We start from the raw sequence: 19,775 nt of genomic DNA on the forward strand, positions 1-19,775 counted from the left end.
AACCCCCCACCTGGAGCGGCAGTGGCGCGTCAGATCTTCGTAGGCCGTACGGAAGAGCAGGAGCGCTTCGCCTCGCTGCTGAGCGCGCTGCGCGATCCGGGGGACGGGCCCGACGAGGGCTTCGCCGTTCTCGTGCACGGCCACGGCGGCATGGGCAAGAGCACGCTGGTCAACCGGTACGTGGACATGGCCGCGGCGGCCGGGCTGCGCGGGGTGCTGGTGGACCTCGACGCCGAGCAGGTGCAGGACCTCGACCAGGCGGTGGGCCTGTGGCGGGCCAGCCTGGTGAGCACGCTGGAGCGGATCGCGTTCGAGCTGTGCCCGCCGGGCGAGCGGCGGCAGGGCCGCGCGGCGGGCAAGGAGTTCGAGGACTTCGTCGCCGCCGTGGACGCGCTCGGGGAGAGCGACCAGGACGCGCCGGAGGGCGAGGAGGCCGACTCCGGCGCCCGCGCCTGGACCAAGGGCGCGCTGGAGCTCGGCGGGGAACTGGTCGGCGACGCGCTGTTCGGCGTGCCGCTGCCGACCAGCCCGCTGGACCGGATGGTCGACCGCGGCGCCGACGCGCTGCACCGCCGCAAGCAGCAGAAGGCCGAGCGGCTGGCCAGGGAGCAGGACCGGGTGGCGCGGATGCGCGACCAGGTGGTGTCCGCGTTCGCGGCGGGGCTGCGCGGCCTGACCGGCGGCCGTAAGGGCTCGCCCATCGCGATCTTCCTGGACACGGCGGAACTGCTGCGCCCGGCCGACCACCGGCGGCTGCGCGAGGCGATACGCCTGTCGGGACCCGGCGTCGTCTGGGTGATCGCCATGCGGCTGGAGGAGGAGCTGAGCCCGACCGAGGGCAACGAGGCCTCCCTCTACCAGCGCCACCTGCCCGGCACCCGCTTCCGCCGCATCCTCATGGAGGTCTTCGACATGGGGACGCTCGCCGAGTACCTGGACCGCCGCCTCGGCCCGGCCGCCGACGACCTGCCGGTGGAGCGGATCTGGCGGGCCAGCAGGGGCATCCCGCTGGCGGTGTCGATGCTGTGTCACGAGATCGAGAGCACCGGCGACGTGGAGGACGCGCTGGCCGAGATCGGCGAGAACGGCGAGGTCTCCTTCGTCATCAGGACGCTGGCCGAGCGCTACCTCAAGCACACCCACGACCCGCTTGAGCGCATGCTGCTGTTCGGCATGGCCCTGCACCGCTCGGAGCGCCTGGACGCCTCGCTGCTGTCGGCGCTGTGGGACGTCGGCGAGCCGCTGGCCTTCGCCCGCATCATGAACGAGCTGGTGCGCCGGCACGACTTCATCCTGACCAGGACCCGCCGCCTGCACCAGGCGGTACGCTCCACGTTCCGCTCGTTCCTGCTCGGGCCGCAGGACCGCTACACCGTGCTGGAGGCCAACCGCCGCGCCATCGAGGTGCTGTCCGAACGGCTGGCCGGCCAGGACGGCCTGGACGGCGCCGAGCGCCTGGACGACCGGGCCTGGCGGGAGAACGTCGAGACGCTGCTGTGGCACGCCTTCTGGACCGACAACGTGGACGGCCTGCGGCTGATGGCCAGGCTCTTCCCGATCTGCGTCCTGGATCGCGGCTTCGCCGGCGACCTCCTGCTCACCGCGCGCTTCTTCGAGCCCGTGCTGACCCCCGACCAGCGCGAGCACCTGGACACCATGCAGGACATGCTCAGGCCGGGCTTCACCCCCTACCAGAAGACGCTGGAGCGCACGTTCGCGCTGATGGACAGCGCCCGCTCCGACTACAGCCCGGTCGAGGGCGAGATCCGGGCGGGCCTGCTCGACCTGCTGCGGCTGCGGCACGCCCGCTGGCTGTCGCTCGACACCGGCGCGCGGATCGTGCTGACCGAGCGGGCCGCCGCGCTCCTGGCCGGGTCGTCGCCCGCCGTGCTCGAGCAGGTCGCGCAGGCCGCGATGGAGATCGCCCGCGACCTGGTCGACCCGGCCAACCTGCGCCGCTCGCCGTCGAACGACGCGCTGCGCGCGGCCGAGCTGGCCACCAGGTACGCGCCGGACGCCGCCGACGCCTGGCGCCACCTCGGGCTGACCGCGCTGGCCCTGGGCGAGCAGTCACGGGCCGAGGATGCCTTCGCCACCGCGGTCAGGCTCGCCGCCGACCCGGCGTCGCTGGCGATGGGACTCGGCCACGACATCACCGCCCTCGGCTACCAGGGCCTGGCGCTCGGCTTCTACCGCGAGGCCGCCGAGCTCAAGCCCGGCGACGAGGGGGCCTGGACCCAGCTCGGCCTGGCCCTGCGCCAGTACGGCAGGTACGCCGAGGCCATCCGGGCCTTCGAGGCGGCCAGGAACGACGACGACGAACGCTTCTGGCCCGCGCTGCACATCTGGAACTCCTACCACCTGTCCGGCCCCAGGGTCCTGGAGCTGGAGCACCGGGGGCGGGCCAGGAGCATCCTGGCCGAGCAGCTCGAACACGCGCCGGAGGACCCGAGCTTCCTCGACTGGTCGTGCCTGCTGGCCGAGGCGTCGGAGGAGCACGAGCAGGCGCTGGCCCTGGCCGACCGGTTGACCCGGGTACGCCCCGACAACCCCGACACCCACACCTACCGGGGCAACGCCCTGCTGGCCCTCGGCCGGATGGAGGAGGCGGAGGCGGCGTACCGGATGGTGGTGGAGCTCGATCCCGAGGACTTCAGCGCCTACGGGCGGCTCGGGTCGGTGCTCGCGCAGCTCGACCGGCCGCAGGAGGCGCGGCGGCAGTGGCGGCTCGGGCTGCGCATCCTGCAGGCGGAGGTGGAGCGCAACCCGGGGTCGGGCCCGATGTACGAGTGGCTGGGGGCCCTGTACTCCAACCTCGAAGAGCATGAGGCGGCGGCCCGCGCCTACCAGCGGGTGATCGAGATCGGGCGCACGATGTTCATCGGCAAGCAGCTGGCCGACACCCTGCACGCCCTGGACCGGCCGCAGGAGGCGGAGGCGGCGTACCGGATGGCGATCGAGATGGACGCCGGCAATCCCTATGCCCATGAGGGTCTGGGGTACGTGCTGCGCGACCTCGGCCGGCACGCGGAGGCGGTCGTGGCCTGGAGCACGGCCGTCGAGCTGACCGAGCGGCGGCTGGAGCTTCGGCCGGGCTCTTCGGGGCTGCACTATCTGGCGGGCGTCCTGCACGCGTGCCTGCGCGACGTCGCCGCCTCGGCCAGGTCGCTGGAGGAGGCGGTACGCCTGGATCCGGAGCACGCGGCGGCGCACCTGGAGCTGGGCAACGCCTACTTCGCGCTCGGCGACAACGGGGCGGCCGAGAGCGCCTACCGGGCGGCGATCAGGGTCTCACCCGACTACGCCAGGGCCTACTACCTGCTCGGCGGGCACCTGACGGCGTTGTGCCGGCTGGAGGAGGCGGCTCAGGTCTACCGGCAGGGGCTGCGGGCCGGTCCCGACCATTCCGGGATCACGGCGGGGCTGGCGGTGGTCCACGCCATGTCCGGCGAGGACGCGGCGATCACCGAGGCGGACGCGGCGAACGCCGACCACCTGGACTGCGCCATGGTCGAGCTGATGCGCGGCGCCCCGGACGCGGCCCGCGCCCATCTGGAGCTGGCGCACGCGGCGGAGCGGGACGGCTACCGGGGCTACAGCGTCCGGCTGGGCGTGATGCTGCGCAAGTCCGACCCGGAGCGGGCGGAACGGCTGCTGGTCCAGGCCGCAGAGCCGAACCCGGCGCACACCGGCAGCGAGAAGGACCGCCACGTACGGGCGCTGGCGCTGGCCTGCCTGGGCCGCACCGACGAGGCGGTGCGGGAACTGGAGCCGCTGCGGGGGCGGGATCGGGCGGACGGCTACTTCCGCTGCTTCTGGGATCTGCTGGACGATCCGCCGGTTCCGGGACGCTACCGGCTGCTTTCCCTGCTGGACGATCTGGGGCGCGGGGAGTTCCCCCATGGCTGGCGTACGCGCGGACTCAGCTGAGGACGAAGAAGATCGCCCCGCCCACCACGCAGAGGGTGCCCAGCCAGGCGAACAGCACGTCGAGGCCGGCGTCCAGGGGGACGCCTTCGTGCAGGGCGCGCTGGTGGCTGCGGAAGCGGGCGCCGGTCCTGGCCAGCAGGACGCCGCCGCTCAGGGCGGCCAGGGCGAAGCCGGCCACGGCGGCCGGGGGCAGTCCCGCCCGCAGGGTGAGCCCGGCCGCCGCGAGCCCGCCGGTGGAGAGGGCGACGGCGGTCCGTACCCAGGCCAGGCGGGTGCGTTCGCTCTGCAGCCCGGGGTCCCAGATCTCCTTCGACATGGTCAGATCGCGAGAACGATGAGCACCAGGGCGATGACGGCCACGGCGGCGACGCCGTACCCGAAGACGGCGGCGAGGGCGGGCGGCGGCAGGGGAGACTGGTCGCGCAGCGCGCGCTGGATGTTGCGCCAGCGCGGGTAGGCCATGCCGGCGGCGAGCGCGGCCAGGGCGACGAGCATGATGGCCAGGCTGGTGCGGATCCACGGGACGAAGACGTCTTCCGGCACGGCGGCCATCGCCACGCCGCCCGCGCTCAACGCCAAAGCGGTGCTCAACCACGTCAAAAAGGTACGTTCATTTGCCAGGGTGAATCTGGGGTCGGGCTCCATAGAATCACCATAATTCGTACATACAACCCCTAGAGAAGGCGGGAATCACCATGACCGCACAGGCCATGGCGGCCGTCGCCGGGGAGTTCCTCGACGCCCTGGACGAGGAACAACGGGGGCTCGCGGCGCACGAGTTCGCCGACCCGCTGCGCGTGCAGTGGACGTACGTGCCCGCGTGGCGGCCGGGCGTCCCGCTGCTCGGGCTGGGCAGGAGCGCCCGCAACGCCGCCCACCGCCTGCTGGCCACCGCGCTCGCCCCGCACGCCTTCGCGCAGGCCGTGACGGTGATGGCGCTGGAGGAGGTGCTCGACCTGCGCGAGGATGGCCGGGGCAGGCGCCACAGCGACGACTACCACCTCGCGCTCTTCGGCGCGCCCGGCGCGCCCCGCTGGAGCTGGCGCTTCGAGGGCCACCACGTCTCGGTGACCGCCACGGTCAGCGGGGACGAGGTGGAGGTGGCGCCGCTGTTCCTGGGCGCCAACCCGGCCACGGTCGGCTACGAGGGCGTCGCGGTCACCCGCCCGCTGCCGCTGGAGGAGGAACTCGCGCGGGCGCTGCTCGCCGACCTGCCCGCGACCCACCGCGCGGCGGCCCTCATCGCCGGTACGGCCCCGCCGGACATCCTCACCGGCACCGCCATCGCCACCGACCTCCTGGACCCGCCTGGCGTGCGCGGCGCGGAGCTGGCGGGCTCGGCGGCGGCGCTGCTGGGCAAGCTGGCGTCGGTCTACGTCGACCGCCTGGCGCCCGCGCTACGCGTACCGGTGGAGCCGGGCAAGCTGGCCTTCGCCTGGGCCGGACCGGCCGAGCGCGGCCTGGGCCACTACTACCGCGTCCAGGGCCCCGGCCTGCTCATCGAGTACGACAACACCCAGAACGGCGCCAACCACGCCCACTCGGTACTGCGTCGTCCCGGCGCCGACTTCGGCGCCGCGCTGCTGCCCGCCCACCTGGCCACAGAACACCAGGGGTGATGGCCGCCGCCGCGCCAGGGCCTGACGGGCCAGGCCCCAGCGCCCCGTCAGGCCCACGGCCTGAGGGCCCGCGCGGTTTGAGGGCCCGCGCGGTTTGAGCACCCGCGCGTCTTGAGCACCCGCGGGGTTGAGGGCCCGCGGGGTTTGTGGGCCCGCGGGGTTTGTGGGCCCGCGGCCCAAGGGGTCGCGCGGGCCGGGGCCGCTAGGAGCAGGCCTTGGCGATCTTCTCCAGGTAGGCAGCGGTGTCGGCGGTCACCTTCTGCGCGGAGTCGACGGCGTCGTTGGCGGTCTTGACGTTGATGTTGCCCAGCGACGTGGCCAGACTGTCGGTGGCTTCCTTGAGGGTGGTGTTGGAGGCCTTGTCGGCCACGCCGTTCAGCTTGGTCGCGGCGTCGTCGATGGCCTTGTCCATTGCCTTCGGATCGTTGGTGAACTTGCCGACCTCGGCCACCAGGTCGGCGACGATCTTCGGCGCCTCCAGGCACGCCTGGGCCTTGTCGATGGTGCTGTTGACCTCGCCGCACCCGGCGAGGAAGACGGCAGAGGCGAAAAGGGCTAGGGGCACAAACCGGAGTCGCATACCTGCGACCCTACCCAACGGCTCGCGCCCCCGGCGGCGGCTACAGCTTGGCGTAGCAGGGACCGTCCATGGCGTGGGCCTGGGCGGTGGGGCCGATGAAGAAGTCCTTGACCGTGGTGACACCGGTGGGAGCGGTCTCGTCCAGCTTGTTGACGAGCGTCTGGCGGAAGGTGGCGGTGTTCGGGTCGCCGGAGAAGTTGCCCGCCTCCGGCGGCAGCATGCCCTCGTAGTCCACGGTCGCGAGCGTCTTGACCGCGGCCAGCAGGCCCTTGCGGCTGATGTCGCCCGAGGCCACCATCTTCTCCAGCGCCGCCTTCAGCGGGTAGGACCAGACCCAGCCGGAGGTGTAGCCGTCGTTGGGGGTGACGCCGGTGAGCGCCTCGCGCATGGCCTTGTGGCCGGGCGTGTCGGCGTTGAAGGGCTTGCCGGGCGACGACTGCTCGTACAGGGCCTTGAGCGCGGGCGCGGCGGGCGACTTGAGCAGCGCGGGGTTCCACGTCGGGCCGGTGCCGATGAAGCGGCCCTTGAACCCGGCGGCGGCCGACTGGCCGACGATGGCGGCGGCGTCGGCGGGGCCGGTGGTGAGGATGACCAGGTCGGGCTTGTTCTTGGTGATCTCGGTGATGGCCCGGCCTTGCTCGGTGGCGCCGGGCGGCGTCTCGACGGCGGTGAACGTCAGCCCGTTCTTCTCCGCCGCGACCTTCGCGCCCGCGGCGGCGTCGGCGCCGTAGTCACCGGCCAGGTGGACGGCCATCACGGTCTTGGGCTTGTAGGTCTCCATCGCGTAGTCGACGGAGTTCATGGCCTCGACGCAGTAGTTGGCGCCGCTCTCGACGATCACGTCCTCGAACTCCCACGCCGAGGTCCAGGAGGCCGGGGCGGAGACGACGTTGTTGGCCTTCAGGTCGCCGATGATCGCCGCGGTGGTGGGTGAGCCGAGCGTCTGCGCCAGGCCCAGGACCTTGTCCTTGATCTCGTTGTAGACCTGCCGGTGCACCTCGGGGTTGTACTTGTTGTCGCGCACGTAGGCCTGCACGTCCACCTCGTACTTGCCGCCGATGCCGCCGGCGGTGTTGACGCGCTTCCAGAACGCCTTCTGCGCGTCGGTGATCGGTACGGCCAGCGCCGCGAACGGCCCCTGGGTCAGGTCGGAGATCGTGCCCAGGTAGATGCAGCCCTTGTTCTTGTCGACGGCCAGCGGACACGGTTCCCGGGTGACGCCGGTCGTCACGGCGCCCTTGCTGCCCTCGTCGTCCCCCCGGATGACGCCGCACGCGGACAGAAGGGCCACTATCGCGACGAATGTCACGCCATAGCGCACCTTCATCAGTTTTCCTCTCGTTAGTAGGAGAACGGCCAGGACTTCCAGTAGGTACGCACGCGGATCCAGATGCCGAACAGGCCGCGCGGCTCGAAGACGAGGAACAGGATGATCAGCAGGCCGTAGAGCACGGTCTCGACCTGGAACACGTTGGGCGTGACCGTGGTGTCGGCGCTGACGATCGGCAGCAGTTCCGGCAGCGACCGGGTGATCGGCTGCAGCAGCGAGATGAACAGCGCCCCCGCGATGGCCCCGGACACCGTCGCCACCCCGCCGATGAGCACCATCGCGATGAACTGCACCGACAGCAGCAGGCTGAACGAGCCGGGTTCCACATACCCGGAGATGCTGTAGAACAGCCCCCCGGCGCACCCGGCGTAGAAGGAGGAGATCCCGAAGGCCAGCACCTTGGAGCGGGTCAGCGGCACGCCGATGACCGCGGCGGCGATGTCCCGGTCGCGGATGGCCGAGAAGGCGCGCCCGATCCGCGAGCGGGCGAGGTTGCGGGCGGCCACCGCGAAGACGATCAGCAGCACGAGCATGAGCACGTAGAGCTGCTGCTCCTTGGTGGCGGCGCCGTCCTGGTCGAGGGGCATGCCGAACAGCTGCGGCACCGCCGCCTCCCGGCCCACGCCGGGGCCGCCGGTCAGGTGGTCCCACTCCTTGAAGACGTGCTCGCCGAGAAAGACCAGCCCGAGCGTGACGACGGCCAGGTAGAGCCCGCGCAGCCGGGTGGCAAGCGGCGCGACCAGCACCCCGAACAGCGCGGCGACCAGCCCGGCGGCCGGCAGCCAGATCCAGATCTCGGCCAGCCCGAACCCCAGGTGCTCACCCCCGCGCGGCCCGGAGACCGCCGCCGCCGTGTACGCCCCGATGGCCACGAAGAACGCGTGCCCCAGCGACACCTGCCCGGCGTACCCGGTGACGATGTTGAGCCCGATCGCCCCGATGGCCAGCACGTACGCCCCCGCCAGCACCTCCAGCGACCGGTCGGCCAGCACCACGGACAGCGACAGCGCGAGCAGCACCAGCAGCCCGGTCCAGATCTTCTTGGCCCGGGTGTCGAGCAGCGCCATGTCCTGGGCGTAGGAGGTGTAGAGCAGCGGGCGCCCGCGCGGGCGGCGCGATCGCCCGGCCGGGGCGTCGGGCACCTCCGCCTTGGCGGTGGACCTGGTGTCGGTCATACGCGCTCGACCTCCCGGGTGCCGAACAGCCCGTACGGCCGCACCAGCAGCACGACCAGCATCACCACGTACGGCGTGACCACCGCGAAGTTCTGTCCCAGCCACGGCGCGAACTCGCCCTGGTAGCTCTGGAACAGCGACTCGACCACCCCGATCGTCAGCCCGCCGGCGACCGCGCCGCCGAGCGAGTCGAGGCCGCCGACGATGATGGCCGGCAGCGCCTTGAGCGCGACGATCCAGGTCAGCTGCTCCACGCCCTGGCCGGTGCCGACGAACATGCCGGCGATCGCCGCCAGGAACCCGGCCAGGGCCCACGACAGCGCGAACACCGCCCCGACCGAGACGCCCTGCGCGAGCGCGGTCTCCTGGTCGAAGGCGGCGGCCCGCATGGCCAGGCCGTACCTGGTGTGGCGGAAGAACAGGAACAGCAGCGTGACCAGCACGGCCGTCACGGCCAGCATGGCCAGCCACCGCTGCTGCACGACCAGCGGGCCGAGCGCGACCTGGTTCAGGCCCCACGGGTCGCCCATCTGCCGTACGTCGCGGCCGATGAAGCCGTTGACGACCACACGGACGACCACGTCCACGCCCAGCGTGATGATCGCGACGACGAACACCGGGCGGCCGACCATGGGCCGGATCGCCACCCGCTCGATGCCGAGCGCGACCCCGGCGATGAGCAGCGCGGCCAGCAGGACCGCGAGGTAGAAGCCGGTCACCTCGGTCAGGTAGCTGACCGCCACGGCCCCGGCCAGCATGAGCGCGGGCTGGGCGAAGCTGATGACCCTGGTCGCCTTGTAGATGATCACGAATCCGAGTGCCAGCAACGCGTAGACCGAGCCGTTGCCCAGACCTCTGATGACCGATTCGAGCACTCCTATCACGCGCGGTACATCCCTTCGACCAGCTCCTCGAACAGCTTGGCGATGGCGCCGCGCTTGACCTTCTGCGTGGCGGTCAGTTCGCCGTCCTCGTGGTCGAGCTCCTTGGGCAGGAAGGCGAACTTCTTGACCTGCTCGACCCGGGCGAAGCGCTCGTTGACCCGCAGGACGACGTCCTGGACCAGCGCCCGCGTCTGCGGCCGCTCGGACAGGTCGCGGTAGGTGGTGTAGGCGATGCCGCGCCGGCGCGCCCACTCCCCCACGGTGTCGAGCTCGATGCCGATGAGCGCCACGAGGTAGGGCCGCTGGTCCCCGACGACGACCGCCTCCTTGATGTACGGCGAGGCCTTCAGCGCGTTCTCGATCTCGGAGGGCGCGACGTTCTTGCCGCCGCCGGTGATGATGATGTCCTTCATCCGGTCGGTGATGCGCACGTGGGTGCCGCCGTCCCACTCCCCCACGTCGCCGGTGTGCAGCCAGCCGTCGGCGTCGAGCACGTCGGCGGTGGCGCGCGGGTTGCCCCAGTAGCCGGCGAAGGTGCCCGGGTGCCTGGTCATGATCTCGCCGGTGGCCTCGTCGATCTTCAGCTCGATGCCGGCCTGCGGCTCGCCGACGGTGCCGAGCCTGACCCTGCCGGGCCGGTTGGCGGTGGCGATGGCGGTGTTCTCGCTCATGCCGTACACCTCGTGCATGGCCACGCCGATGCCCATGTAGAACTTGAGCACGTCGGGGGCGATCGGGGCGGCGCCGGAGGCGGCGTAGCGGACGCGGCGCATGCCGAGCCGCTCGCGCAGCGAGCGGTAGCAGAACACCCAGCCCAGCGCGTAGAGCAGGCGGGTGGCGGCGGTGTGGGTGCCGCCGGTGCGCACCAGCGTGTCGCCGGCCCGGTCGGCGACCCGCAGCCAGAGCCTGGTCACGGCCCGTTTGAGCGGCGAGGCGGCGTCGAGCTTGATGTTGACCTGGGCCAGCACCTTCTCCCAGATGCGCGGGACGCCGAACAGGATCGTCGGCTGCACCTCGCGCAGGTTGGCCTGGACGGTCTCGATCGACTCGGCGAAGTTCACCTGGACGCCGGCGCCGGCGTTGAACCAGACGGTGAAGGCGCGCTCGGCGACGTGGCAGAGCGGCAGGTAGGACAGGATGAGGTCGCGTTCCGACGGCGGCGGCGAGGTGAAGCCGCCGTCCTCGACGAGCGTCTTGATGGCGAACTCGATGTTGCCGACGGTGAGCATGACGCCCTTGGGCGGGCCGGTGGTGCCGGAGGTGTAGATGAGGGTGGCCACGTCGCCGGCCGTCGCCTCGTCCATGCGGCGGGCCAGCGCGTCCGGGTGCTCGGCCCGGTGGGCGGCGCCGATGGCCAGCAGGTCGGGCCAGTGGAGCAGGCGCGGGTCGTCGTACCTGCCGCGGATGCCGCGGGGCTCCAGGTAGACGATGCGCTCCAGGTCCTCGACGGCCAGCGCCTTGTCGAGCTGCTCCTGGTCCTCGGCCAGCAGGATGCGGGCGCCGGAGTCGGCCAGCAGGTACGCGACCTCGGCGGGCGGGTTGGTCGGGTAGAGGCCGACGGTGATGCCGCGCACGGCGACCGTGGCCAGGTCGGCGTAGAGCCATTCCGGGCGGTTCTCGGAGTGGACGGCGACCCGGTCGCCCGGCTCGACCCCGAGGGCCAGCAGGGCGTGCGCGACGAGTTCGACCTGGCTCCAGTAGCCGGACCAGGTGATCTCCTGCCAGACGCCGAAGTCCTTGTGCCGCAGGGCGACGACGCCGGGCGTGCGCGCGGCCCGGTCCCGGACCCGGGTGACGATGGTCGGCCTCACGCGGTCCCTCCCAGATACGCCTCGATGACCTTGGGGTCGCGCTGCACCTCGGCGGGCGTGCCGAGGGCCACCTGGCGGCCGAAGTCGAGCACGAGCACCCGGTCGGCCAGGTCCATGACCAGGCCCATGTCGTGGTCGACCAGCACGATCGGGATGCCGAGCTCGTCGCGGATGTCCAGGACGAACCTGGCCATGTCCTCGGTCTCCTCCAGGTTCATGCCGGCGACGGGCTCGTCGAGCAGCAGCAGCCTGGGCTCCATCGCCAGCGCGCGGCCGAGCTCCACCCGCTTCTGGATCCCGTACGGCAGCAGCCGCACCGGATGCCGCCGCCAGGCGGTCAGCTCCAGGAAGTCGATGATGTCCTCGATCCTGGCCCTGGCCTCCAGTTCCTGCCTTCTGGCCCGGCCGAACCATGCGATGGCCGACAGCGTCCCGTACCGGAAGTGGCAGTGGCGGCCGAGCATGAGGTTGTCCAGGACGGTGAGGTTGTGGAAGAGCTCGACGTTCTGGAAGGTGCGGGCCAGGCCCATCGCGGCGATCTCGTCGGGGCGCCGGCCGAGCAGGTCGGTCTCCAGGAAGACGACCTTGCCGCGCTGGGGCCGGTAGACGCCGGACAGGACGTTGAAGATCGAGGTCTTGCCGGCGCCGTTGGGGCCGATCACCGCGAACAGCTCGGTGGGGCCGACCTCGAAGGAGACGCCGTCGATGGCGCGGACGCCGGCGAAGGACAGGCCGACGTCCTCGACGGTCAGGACAGCCATCTCTTCCTCCGTTTGTAGTGCTTGACCTCGCGGAAGGACCTGGCCGCCCCCTCGGCGCCGAGCCCGAGGTAGAACTCCCTGATGTCCTCGTCGGCCAGCAGTTCCGCGGCCGGCTTGTCCATCACGATCTTTCCGGTCTCCATCACGTAGCCGTGGGCGGCGATCGACAGCGCCATGGTGGCGTTCTGCTCGACCAGCAGGACGGTGGTGCCCTGCTTGTTGATCTCGACGATGAGGTCGCGGATCTGGGCGACGAGCGACGGGGCCAGGCCGAGGCTGGGCTCGTCCAGGAGCAGGTACGCCGGTCCCGCCATGAGCGCGCGGCCGACGGCCAGCATCTGCTGCTCGCCGCCGGACAGGTAGCCGGAGACGCTCTTGCGGCGTTCGGCCAGCACGGGGAACAGGCCGTAGACCCGGTCGAGGTGGGATCGCGCCGCGGTGTGGCCGCCGACCTTGAGGTTCTCCTCCACGGTCAGCTCGGCCAGGATGCGGCGGCCCTCCATGACCTGGCTGAGGCCGCGCCGTACGATCTGGGCGGGTTTGAGGTGGTGGATCGGCTGGCCTTCAAGGGTGACCGTTCCTTTGGTGATCTCTCCGTCGTGCACGTCGAGCAGGCCGGACAGCGCGCGCAGCAGGGTCGTCTTGCCCGCTCCGTTGGCGCCCAGGAGCGCCACGATCGAGCCGGGCGGGACGCTCAGGCTGACGCCGCGCAGCACGAGCATCACGTCGTCGTAGACCACCTCGAGGTTGCGGACCTCAAGCACGAGGGCTCCCTTCGCCGCCCCCGATTAGCAAAGAGTCCACTGGACCAAGCGCTCGATCAATAGGTGCGGCCAAATTGGAATGTGCTTCTAGTCCTACGATTTCGCTTATGGCAATCTGCGAACATCTTTCCAACGCCGGCGACCCGCCCGCGCGTACGCCCGAGGGCTGCGAGGAGTGCCTGGCGACCGGTGGTCGCTGGGTGCACCTGAGGCGCTGCCTGTCGTGCGGACATATCGGCTGTTGCGACTCCTCACCGTCCCGGCACGCCAGCAAGCACGCGGGAGGCGACGGCCACCCGGTCATCCAGTCCTTCGAGCCCGGCGAGAGCTGGCGGTGGTGCTACGTCGACAACCAGATGGGCTGAGCGCGCATCTAACCGCTCGTGAACGGGGAACCGCTGCGGCTGGGGGACTACTGGCTGGCCGGCCGGCTGGGAGCCGGCGGCCAGGGCGTCGTCTACGAGGCCTATGACGAGGCGGCCAACCGGGTGGCGGTCAAGGTCCTGCACGCCTACCTGTCGGGGGACTCCGCGCTGCGCAGGAGGTTCCTGCGCGAGGTGCGCGCCGCCCAGCGCGTCGCCTCCTTCTGCACCGCCCGCATCATCGACCACGACCTGACCGGGGAGCGGCCCTACCTCGTCACCGAGTTCGTGGCCGGTCCCAGCCTGCGCCGGGCCGCGCCGTTCGCCGGCGACGCGCTGCACCGGCTGGCGCTCGGCGTGGCCACGGCGCTGGCCGCCATCCACCACGCCGGAGTGGTCCACCGCGACCTCAAGCCGGAGAACGTCCTGCTCGGCCCGGACGGCCCGCGCGTCATCGACTTCGGCATCGCCCGCGCCGCGGGCCTGTCGATGACCTCGACCGGCGAGCTGACCGGCACGCCCATGTACATGGCGCCCGAGGTCTTCTCCGGCGGCCGGGCCGAGCCCGCCGCCGATGTCTTCGCCTGGGGCGCGCTGGTCTACTTCGCCGCCACCGGCCGGGACGCCTTCACCGCGCCGACGACGGTCGCCGTCATCAACCGGCTGCTCAACGACGAGCCCGACCTGTCGCCCGTGCCCGCGCCGCTGCGCCCGCACGTGGCCGCCGCGCTGGCCAAGGACCCCGAGCTGCGGCCGGGCGCGCACGACCTGCTCACCGCGCTGCTCGGCGCCTCCATGGCCGGGGAGCCGCTCATGGCCTCCGGCGCGCGGGAGGCGGCCGGGGTTCGCCCGCCCGAGGAACTGGCCGGCGAGCCCGCGCTCGGCCTGGTCGCCGAGCAGGTCTACGCCGCGCTGCCGCCCGCCGAACGCGAGCTGGCCCGGCAGGTGCTGCTGCGCCTGGTCGACGTGCGCGAGGGCGAGGAGAGCCCGCGCTCCGCCACGCTCGGCGAACTGCTCGACGGCCGCCCCGCCGCCGAACCCGTGCTGGCCGAGCTCGAACGCGCCCGGCTGATCGAGCGCGGCCCCGACACCGTCTCCCTGGGCCGGCCCGCGCTGCTGCGCGCCTGGCCACGCCTGCACGAGTGGGTGGCCGGCGACCGCGCGGCCCTGGCCCGCCACCGCAGGCTCGGCGAGGCCGCCCGCCGCTGGTCCGCGCACGGCCGCCGCGACGAAGACCTGCTGCGGGGTACGGCCCTGCGCGAGGTCGTCGACCGTCCCGTGCCCGGCCACCTGACGCTGAACGCCACCGAGCGGGCCTTCGTCGAGGCGAGCCGGAGCCACGACCGGGGCGGGGCCAGACGGCGGCGCCTGGTCACCGCCGGCGTGGCCGTCCTGACGATCACCGCGCTCGTGGCCGGCATCCTGGCCTGGCAGCAGACGCGGCTCAGCCAGGCCAGCGGGAAGCAGCTCGCCGACCAGCGGGCCGAGGAGCGGGCCAGGCTGGTGGCGCTGCAGGCCGACGGGCTGCGCCGGACCGATCCGGCCAAGGCGATGGCGTTGAGCGCGGCCGCGTACCGGATCGCGCCCGTGCCGGAGGCGAAGGCGGCGGTGCTGAGCTCGCTCGCCCAGCCCGAGACGCACACCTTCAAGGATCCTTTGCTCACCAACACCGGACGGACGCTCAGCCGCGACGGCTCGCTGCTGGTGAGCGCCGGGGACGACCGGGTGCGCGTCTACGACGTGCGCAGCGGCGCGGTGAAGCGGGAGTTCGGCGGCGTCGGGGCCGGGCCGTTCCGCGCGGCGCTGTCGCCGGACGGGGACACGCTCGCGCTCGGCGCCGCCGGCAAGATCCGGCTGTGGAGCCTGCGCACCGGCAGGCTCGTGGCGCAGGACCGCTCGAAGGACGTGCTCGGCACCGGCGCCAACATCCCCGGATCGCTGCGCTTCAGCCCGGCGGGCGGCTACCTGGAGGTCACCGCCAACCAGGGCGGGCCGTTCATCGGGCTGTGGAGCAGGGCGGAGGGCACGTTCGCCCGGTACGGGGCCGGTGACCAGGAGGTGGGTCCCGGCGACCGGTTCACCGTCATGGACACCGGCGAGGAGGAGGGCGGCAGCGCGGTGCGCGGGCTGCCCTCGGGCCCGGCCAGGAACCTGCCCCGCCGGCTGCCCGGCACGGTGGCCGGCATCACCCCGGACGGCGCCGGCGCCGCGGTCTCGGAGGAGGACAACCTGGCGTTGATCAGGCTCGCCGACGGCAAGCGCGTGCGGGACTTCCCCGGCGAGGCGCAGACCGCCGACTTCTCCGCCGACGGGGCGTACATGGTGACGCTCAGCCACCTCAGCGACTACGGCGTCGTGGTGACCGAGCCCTCGGTCGTCACGCTCTGGCGGGTACGCGACCGGGCCAGGCTGATGCGGTTCACCACGACCGCGCCGCTCACCCAGCGGCCCGCGCTCAGCGCCGACAACAAGCGGCTCACCCTGCTCGACGACGGCGGCCAGGCCACCGTCTACGACCTGGCCCAGTACACCGGCGGAGGGCGCACGTTGCCCGCCGGGACCACCCGGCTGCGCATGACCGCCGACGGGAGCACCGCCTACGGGCTGGTCGGCTCCGAGGCGCGTGCGTGGACGCTGCCGTCGTTCACGCCCGCCCGCCCGGCGATCAAGGCCTTCGGCAAGCTCGAGTTCGGCCTCGAACCCGACCTCGCCCTCAGCCCCGACGGCCGCACCCTGCTCACCGCCGTCCCCAACGACCAGACCACGCCGATCCAGGTGTGGGACACCGCGACCGGCCGCCGCACCGGGATCATCGAACGGCCTCAGCGGGGCGTGGCCGACAACATGGGGCGGATGGTGTTCAGCCCCGACGGGCGGTGGGTGGCGATCGGGTTCATCTGGTCCAGCGACTACCCCGGAACCGGGCACGTGGCGCTCGTGGACGTGCCCGGCCGCCGGATCGCCAAGGTCTTCGGGCCGGTCTCCTCCCAGGACCTGTCGTTCAGCGCCGACGGGCGCCACCTGCTGGCCGGGGACTCGGTGCGGGTCGACGTGATCGACCTGGCCGCGATGACGGTCCTGCCCAGGACGTCGGGGCCCGGCACCGTCGCCAGGCTGTGGATGGTGCTCGACCGCTCCGGCGGACGCGGGGCCTCGCCGTACGGCGGGAGCGGGGTGGCACTGTGGGACGCGGCCACCTGGAAGCCGACGGGACAGGTCTTCCAGGTGGAGGGAACGGTGCGCGGGGCCGCCTTCTCCCCCGACGGCAGGACGCTGGTGCTCGCGCACGACGAGCAGGTGACCGTCTTCGACCTGGACACCGGCCACCGGCTCGGCGCGGCCCGCACCGTGGCCGCCACCCGGGCCGAGATGGACGGTCTGGAGGCGGCGCCGCGCCTGGCCTTCCTGCCCGGCGGCGACCTGCGGGTGCTCGGCTACGACGGCACGCTGCGCGACCTGCCCATCAGCGCGGAGCGGGCGCTGCCCCAGGTGTGCGCGCGGATGGAGCGGCCGCTGTCGCGCGCGGACTGGCGCGCGTACGTCGGCGACGACCTCCCCTTCAGGGACCCCTGCGCCTAGCGCTCCAGGATCGCCTCCTCGAAGTCCAGCTCCGCCATCATGCGGCGCATCACCTCGTCGTCGATGCGCCGCTCGTTGCGCAGCCTGACGAACACCTCGCGCTCGGCCACCAGCATGTCGCCGCGCAGCCGCCGGTACAGGGCGCTCGGCGTCTCCGAGCCGCCCTGGGCGGTGCCGCCGCCGAGCCGTTCCCACGCCGACATGGCCCGGCGCTCGGTCTTCTGGCGGAGCTGGCCGACCACGTCCTGGGTGATCTCGTCCATCTCGTCGTCCGGCGGGAGCTGCCTGTTCAGGGCGTCGAGGCCGGCCTGGATGGCGGCCTGCTTGGCGGCTGCCTCGCCGAGGTTGTCCTCGTAGACCTCGTTCTCGCTGGTCACCCTGAGGCGGCGGATCAGCGTGGGGAAGGTCAGGCCCTGCACCAGCAGGGTCCCGATGACCGTGGTGAACGTCAGGAAGATCATCAGATCCGCGCCCTCGAACCCCTCCGGGATGGCGAAGGCGGCGGCCAGCGAGACCACGCCCCGCATGCCCGCCCATCCCACGATCACCACGTTCGGCCAGGGTGGCCGGGACTTCTGCAGGTAGGAGGTGGGGACGACCCACACGAAGCGGGCCACCACGGCCGCCGCGAACACCGCCAGCGCGTACCCGGCCAGCTGCCAGCCGGTGTACTCCTTCGGGATCACGTACGTGAGCTGCAGCCCGATGAGCGCGAAGACGATGGTCTCCAGGAAGAAGTCCACCATCTTCCACACGCCGGAGGCGACCAGCCGGGTGCCGAACCCCTGCCGGTGCATCCGGGCCCCCAGATAGAGGCCGACGATCACCACCGAGATCACCCCGGAGGCGTGCACCAGCTCGGCGGCCAGGTAGGCGCCGAACGGGATCATCAGCATGATCGTGTTCTCGACCAGCGCGTCCTTCAGCCGGGGCAGCAGCCATCCGAACACCAGCGCCAGCGCCACGCCGATGACCACGCCCACCACCGACGCGTACAGGAACTGCCCGACGGCGCCGGTCAGCTGGAAGACCGTGCCGGTGGCCGCGCCGATCGCCACCCGGTAGGCGGTCAGCGCGGTGGCGTCGTTGAACAGGCTCTCGCCGATGAGGATCGTCAGCGTACGGCGCGGCAGCCCCAGCCGGCGCGCCACGGCGACGGCGGCGACCGCGTCCGGCGGCGCGATGATGGCGCCCAGGGCGAAGGCGGCGGCCATCGGCAGCGCCGGGACCAGGAGGTGAACGACGTACCCGACCACGACCATGGTGAACAGCACCAGCCCGACCGACAGCAGCGCGACCGGCCTGGTCACCTCGCGCAGCCGCAGGTAGGAGCTGTCGAGCGCGGCCGAGTAGAGCAGCGGCGGCAGGAAGACCAGCAGCACGACCTCGGAGTCGAGCGGCACCGGCGGCACCAGCGGCGAGGCGATCAGCCCGGCCAGCACCAGCAGCAGCGGCGCCGGCCAGCCTCTGCGCCTGGCGACGGCGGCCACCAGGAGCGCGCCCGCGGCGACGAGCAGCAGGCGCAGGGCCATCTCCGGGTTCACGGCAGCCTCCTCGGAACGGGCGGTGACACGCTGTGTCACATGGCATGATGCCCGATCAGGAGGCTGTCATCGATCTCCGCGGCTCACCACTCGCGACGGTCGCCCCGGTCGTCGTACTGCTGCTCGGGCCGCAACCGCTCGCCCGTGGAGAACATCGGGTCGCCGACGTAGGGCCGGGTGATGTCGGGGTCGGGGTGATGCGGCGGCACCGGGTTGCTCAGGGCCAGCAACGGGTCCACGGGGTTGGCGGCCGGGGCCTGGTAGGGCTGGTGGTCGCCCGAGTGGTAGTCCTGCTGGGCGCGCCGGCCGGCGCCGGGGATGCCGTGCATGGGCGTGCCGAGCCCGGCCGTGCCCTGGCCGCGTTCACGCTGGTGCTGCGGCTGCTGCTGGTAGGCGGCGGGCGCCGCGTGCTGGCCGGTCGCGTACGGGTCCGGCTGCGGGGTGTACTGCTGGTTCGTCTGGTAGTGGCCGCCCTGCTGCTGGTGGTACGGCTCGGCCGCCTGCGAGGGGAAGCCCAGCGGGTCGGTGGACAGCGGGGCCTGCCGGTGGCGGGACTCGGTGGCGGGCAGCTGGTAGAACGGGTCGGCCTGGGCGGCGGGCTCGGCGTACTGCGGGCCGGTGAAGGGCTGCTTGACCGGCTGGGTCTGGTCGGGGTGGTAGCCGGACCGGTCGCCGTAGTGCTGCTGGTCGCCGTAGGCGGGCGTGTCGTTGTACAGCGGCGTGTCGTTGTAGGCGGGCTGCTGCTCGGTGTAGGGCTGTTGCTCGCCGTAGTGCTGCTGATCGGCGTACGACGGCTGGTCGCCGTAGGCGGGGCGCTGCTCGCCGTACCCCGGGATGGGCATCTCGCGCGGTGGGGTGGTGTCGTAGGAGGCCACCAGCTTGTCCGGCGGCGCGGGAGCTCCCCTTGCCACCAGGACGTCGTTGGGCGACAGCGCCGCGGTCGGGCGCTCGTCGGCCTGGGCCTGGGAGTAGTGCGGTGGCTGCGGGAGCCCGCTCTCCGGCGGGCGGTGGTACTGCCCGGTGCCGGGGATCACCTCGGGGTCGTGCGCGGGCACGGCGGGCTGCTCGCCCGTCGCCTCCGCGAAGCCCTCGTCGAGGGTGTCGAGCAGGCGCCCGACGTCGTCCATGGGCATGCGGAAGGAGGCCGTGCACATCTCCCCACGCCATAGGCTGAGAACGAGCGTTCCCTCGTGCCAGGTGACCCGGAGACACCGCTCCTGACCTCGCGCATCGAAGAACACCTCGCCGAACGACGGCAACGGGACAACTTCCGACATGGCAGACATACTGCTTTAACCAGCCTTTATTCGTCCACTCAACCCCGGAAAACCCTACTGAACCGGCCGACCCAAACCCACCGCAACCCCCTCTGATCACGATAGGAAGATCTTTCTTGACCGGTTGGGATTCCGACCGCAAGTGTGCCATGCGAGATG

The 19,775-nt window shown here is 72.2% G+C and carries 15 protein-coding genes; 4 read left to right on the forward strand and 11 right to left on the reverse strand.

The window, feature by feature from the left end:
* The first annotated feature begins 21 nt into the window (after positions 1-21).
* Positions 22-3,930 carry a tetratricopeptide repeat protein gene (locus tag ACFWY5_RS26230; protein ID WP_379634964.1) on the forward strand — a complete coding sequence of 1,303 codons (3,909 nt, stop codon included), beginning with the start codon at positions 22-24 and terminating at the stop codon, positions 3,928-3,930.
* Here ACFWY5_RS26230 and ACFWY5_RS26235 read toward each other — a convergent pair.
* Complete coding sequence (locus tag ACFWY5_RS26235) at positions 3,923-4,246, reverse strand: DUF202 domain-containing protein (RefSeq protein ID WP_379618789.1); 324 nt, start codon at positions 4,244-4,246, stop codon at positions 3,923-3,925. The genes ACFWY5_RS26230 and ACFWY5_RS26235 overlap by 8 nt on opposite strands.
* 2 nt (positions 4,247-4,248) lie before the next feature.
* The gene (locus ACFWY5_RS26240) at positions 4,249-4,575 is read right to left on the reverse strand and encodes a YidH family protein (protein ID WP_379618787.1); all 327 of its coding nucleotides are present in this window, start codon (positions 4,573-4,575) and stop codon (positions 4,249-4,251) included.
* Between the two features lie 50 nt (positions 4,576-4,625).
* Between ACFWY5_RS26240 and ACFWY5_RS26245 the strand changes: the two genes are divergently transcribed.
* A complete protein-coding gene (locus tag ACFWY5_RS26245; protein ID WP_379634966.1) occupies positions 4,626-5,549 on the forward strand; it encodes a DUF3500 domain-containing protein in 924 nt (307 codons plus the stop codon).
* A 202-nt stretch (positions 5,550-5,751) separates the two neighbouring features.
* Here the strand turns inward: ACFWY5_RS26245 and ACFWY5_RS26250 are convergent, their stop codons facing one another.
* From ACFWY5_RS26250 to ACFWY5_RS26280, 7 genes are read right to left on the reverse strand one after another with little or no spacing between them, the layout of a single operon-like run.
* A complete protein-coding gene (locus ACFWY5_RS26250) occupies positions 5,752-6,129 on the reverse strand; it encodes a hypothetical protein (protein ID WP_184962838.1) in 378 nt (125 codons plus the stop codon).
* Positions 6,130-6,169: 40 nt separating this feature from the next.
* Positions 6,170-7,456, reverse strand: a complete 1,287-nt coding sequence (locus ACFWY5_RS26255; RefSeq protein ID WP_379618783.1) for an ABC transporter substrate-binding protein — start codon at positions 7,454-7,456, stop codon at positions 6,170-6,172.
* Between the two features lie 14 nt (positions 7,457-7,470).
* Positions 7,471-8,634 (reverse strand): branched-chain amino acid ABC transporter permease, encoded by a 1,164-nt coding sequence (locus ACFWY5_RS26260; protein ID WP_379634968.1) that lies wholly within the window; start codon positions 8,632-8,634, stop codon positions 7,471-7,473.
* Positions 8,631-9,518, reverse strand: coding sequence for a branched-chain amino acid ABC transporter permease (locus tag ACFWY5_RS26265; RefSeq protein WP_379618779.1), 888 nt, complete (start codon positions 9,516-9,518; stop codon positions 8,631-8,633). Before ACFWY5_RS26265 ends, ACFWY5_RS26260 begins: the two co-directional genes overlap by 4 nt.
* Complete coding sequence (locus tag ACFWY5_RS26270; RefSeq protein WP_379618777.1) at positions 9,515-11,329, reverse strand: AMP-dependent synthetase/ligase; 1,815 nt, start codon at positions 11,327-11,329, stop codon at positions 9,515-9,517. Before ACFWY5_RS26270 ends, ACFWY5_RS26265 begins: the two co-directional genes overlap by 4 nt.
* Complete coding sequence (locus tag ACFWY5_RS26275) at positions 11,326-12,090, reverse strand: ABC transporter ATP-binding protein (protein ID WP_379618775.1); 765 nt, start codon at positions 12,088-12,090, stop codon at positions 11,326-11,328. Before ACFWY5_RS26275 ends, ACFWY5_RS26270 begins: the two co-directional genes overlap by 4 nt.
* Entirely contained in the window at positions 12,078-12,854 is a 777-nt protein-coding gene (locus tag ACFWY5_RS26280; RefSeq protein WP_379618773.1) for an ABC transporter ATP-binding protein, read from the reverse strand. Before ACFWY5_RS26280 ends, ACFWY5_RS26275 begins: the two co-directional genes overlap by 13 nt.
* Positions 12,855-12,961: 107 nt before the next feature.
* On the opposite strand from ACFWY5_RS26280, the gene ACFWY5_RS26285 reads away from it, so the two are divergent.
* Together ACFWY5_RS26285 and ACFWY5_RS26290 are read left to right on the forward strand one after the other, a co-directional pair.
* Positions 12,962-13,219, forward strand: coding sequence for a UBP-type zinc finger domain-containing protein (locus ACFWY5_RS26285; protein WP_379618771.1), 258 nt, complete (start codon positions 12,962-12,964; stop codon positions 13,217-13,219).
* 18 nt (positions 13,220-13,237) lie between these two features.
* Positions 13,238-16,795 carry a protein kinase gene (locus tag ACFWY5_RS26290; protein WP_379634970.1) on the forward strand — a complete coding sequence of 1,186 codons (3,558 nt, stop codon included), beginning with the start codon at positions 13,238-13,240 and terminating at the stop codon, positions 16,793-16,795.
* Here the strand turns inward: ACFWY5_RS26290 and ACFWY5_RS26295 are convergent.
* Together ACFWY5_RS26295 and ACFWY5_RS26300 are read right to left on the reverse strand one after the other, a co-directional pair.
* Positions 16,792-18,339: a Na+/H+ antiporter gene (locus tag ACFWY5_RS26295; protein WP_379634972.1), complete on the reverse strand. Its 1,548-nt coding sequence runs from the start codon at positions 18,337-18,339 to the stop codon at positions 16,792-16,794. The two genes, ACFWY5_RS26290 and ACFWY5_RS26295, sit on opposite strands and share 4 nt — an antisense overlap.
* An 83-nt stretch (positions 18,340-18,422) precedes the next feature.
* Entirely contained in the window at positions 18,423-19,616 is a 1,194-nt protein-coding gene (locus ACFWY5_RS26300) for a hypothetical protein (RefSeq protein ID WP_379634974.1), read from the reverse strand.
* Positions 19,617-19,775: the final 159 nt, after the last annotated feature.

This window comes from Nonomuraea sp. NPDC059007 (assembly GCF_042740555.1).
Lineage (GTDB): Bacteria > Actinomycetota > Actinomycetes > Streptosporangiales > Streptosporangiaceae > Nonomuraea.

Coding starts and splice junctions, on each gene's coding strand:
- ACFWY5_RS26235 (WP_379618789.1), bottom strand. CDS start 4,246: ATGTCGAAGGAGATCTGGGACCCCGGGCTGCAGAGCGAACGCACCCGC.
- ACFWY5_RS26240 (WP_379618787.1), bottom strand. CDS start 4,575: ATGGAGCCCGACCCCAGATTCACCCTGGCAAATGAACGTACCTTTTTG.
- ACFWY5_RS26245 (WP_379634966.1), top strand. CDS start 4,626: ATGACCGCACAGGCCATGGCGGCCGTCGCCGGGGAGTTCCTCGACGCC.
- ACFWY5_RS26250 (WP_184962838.1), bottom strand. CDS start 6,129: ATGCGACTCCGGTTTGTGCCCCTAGCCCTTTTCGCCTCTGCCGTCTTC.
- ACFWY5_RS26255 (WP_379618783.1), bottom strand. CDS start 7,456: ATGAAGGTGCGCTATGGCGTGACATTCGTCGCGATAGTGGCCCTTCTG.
- ACFWY5_RS26260 (WP_379634968.1), bottom strand. CDS start 8,634: ATGACCGACACCAGGTCCACCGCCAAGGCGGAGGTGCCCGACGCCCCG.
- ACFWY5_RS26275 (WP_379618775.1), bottom strand. CDS start 12,090: ATGGCTGTCCTGACCGTCGAGGACGTCGGCCTGTCCTTCGCCGGCGTC.
- ACFWY5_RS26285 (WP_379618771.1), top strand. CDS start 12,962: ATGGCAATCTGCGAACATCTTTCCAACGCCGGCGACCCGCCCGCGCGT.
- ACFWY5_RS26300 (WP_379634974.1), bottom strand. CDS start 19,616: ATGTCGGAAGTTGTCCCGTTGCCGTCGTTCGGCGAGGTGTTCTTCGAT.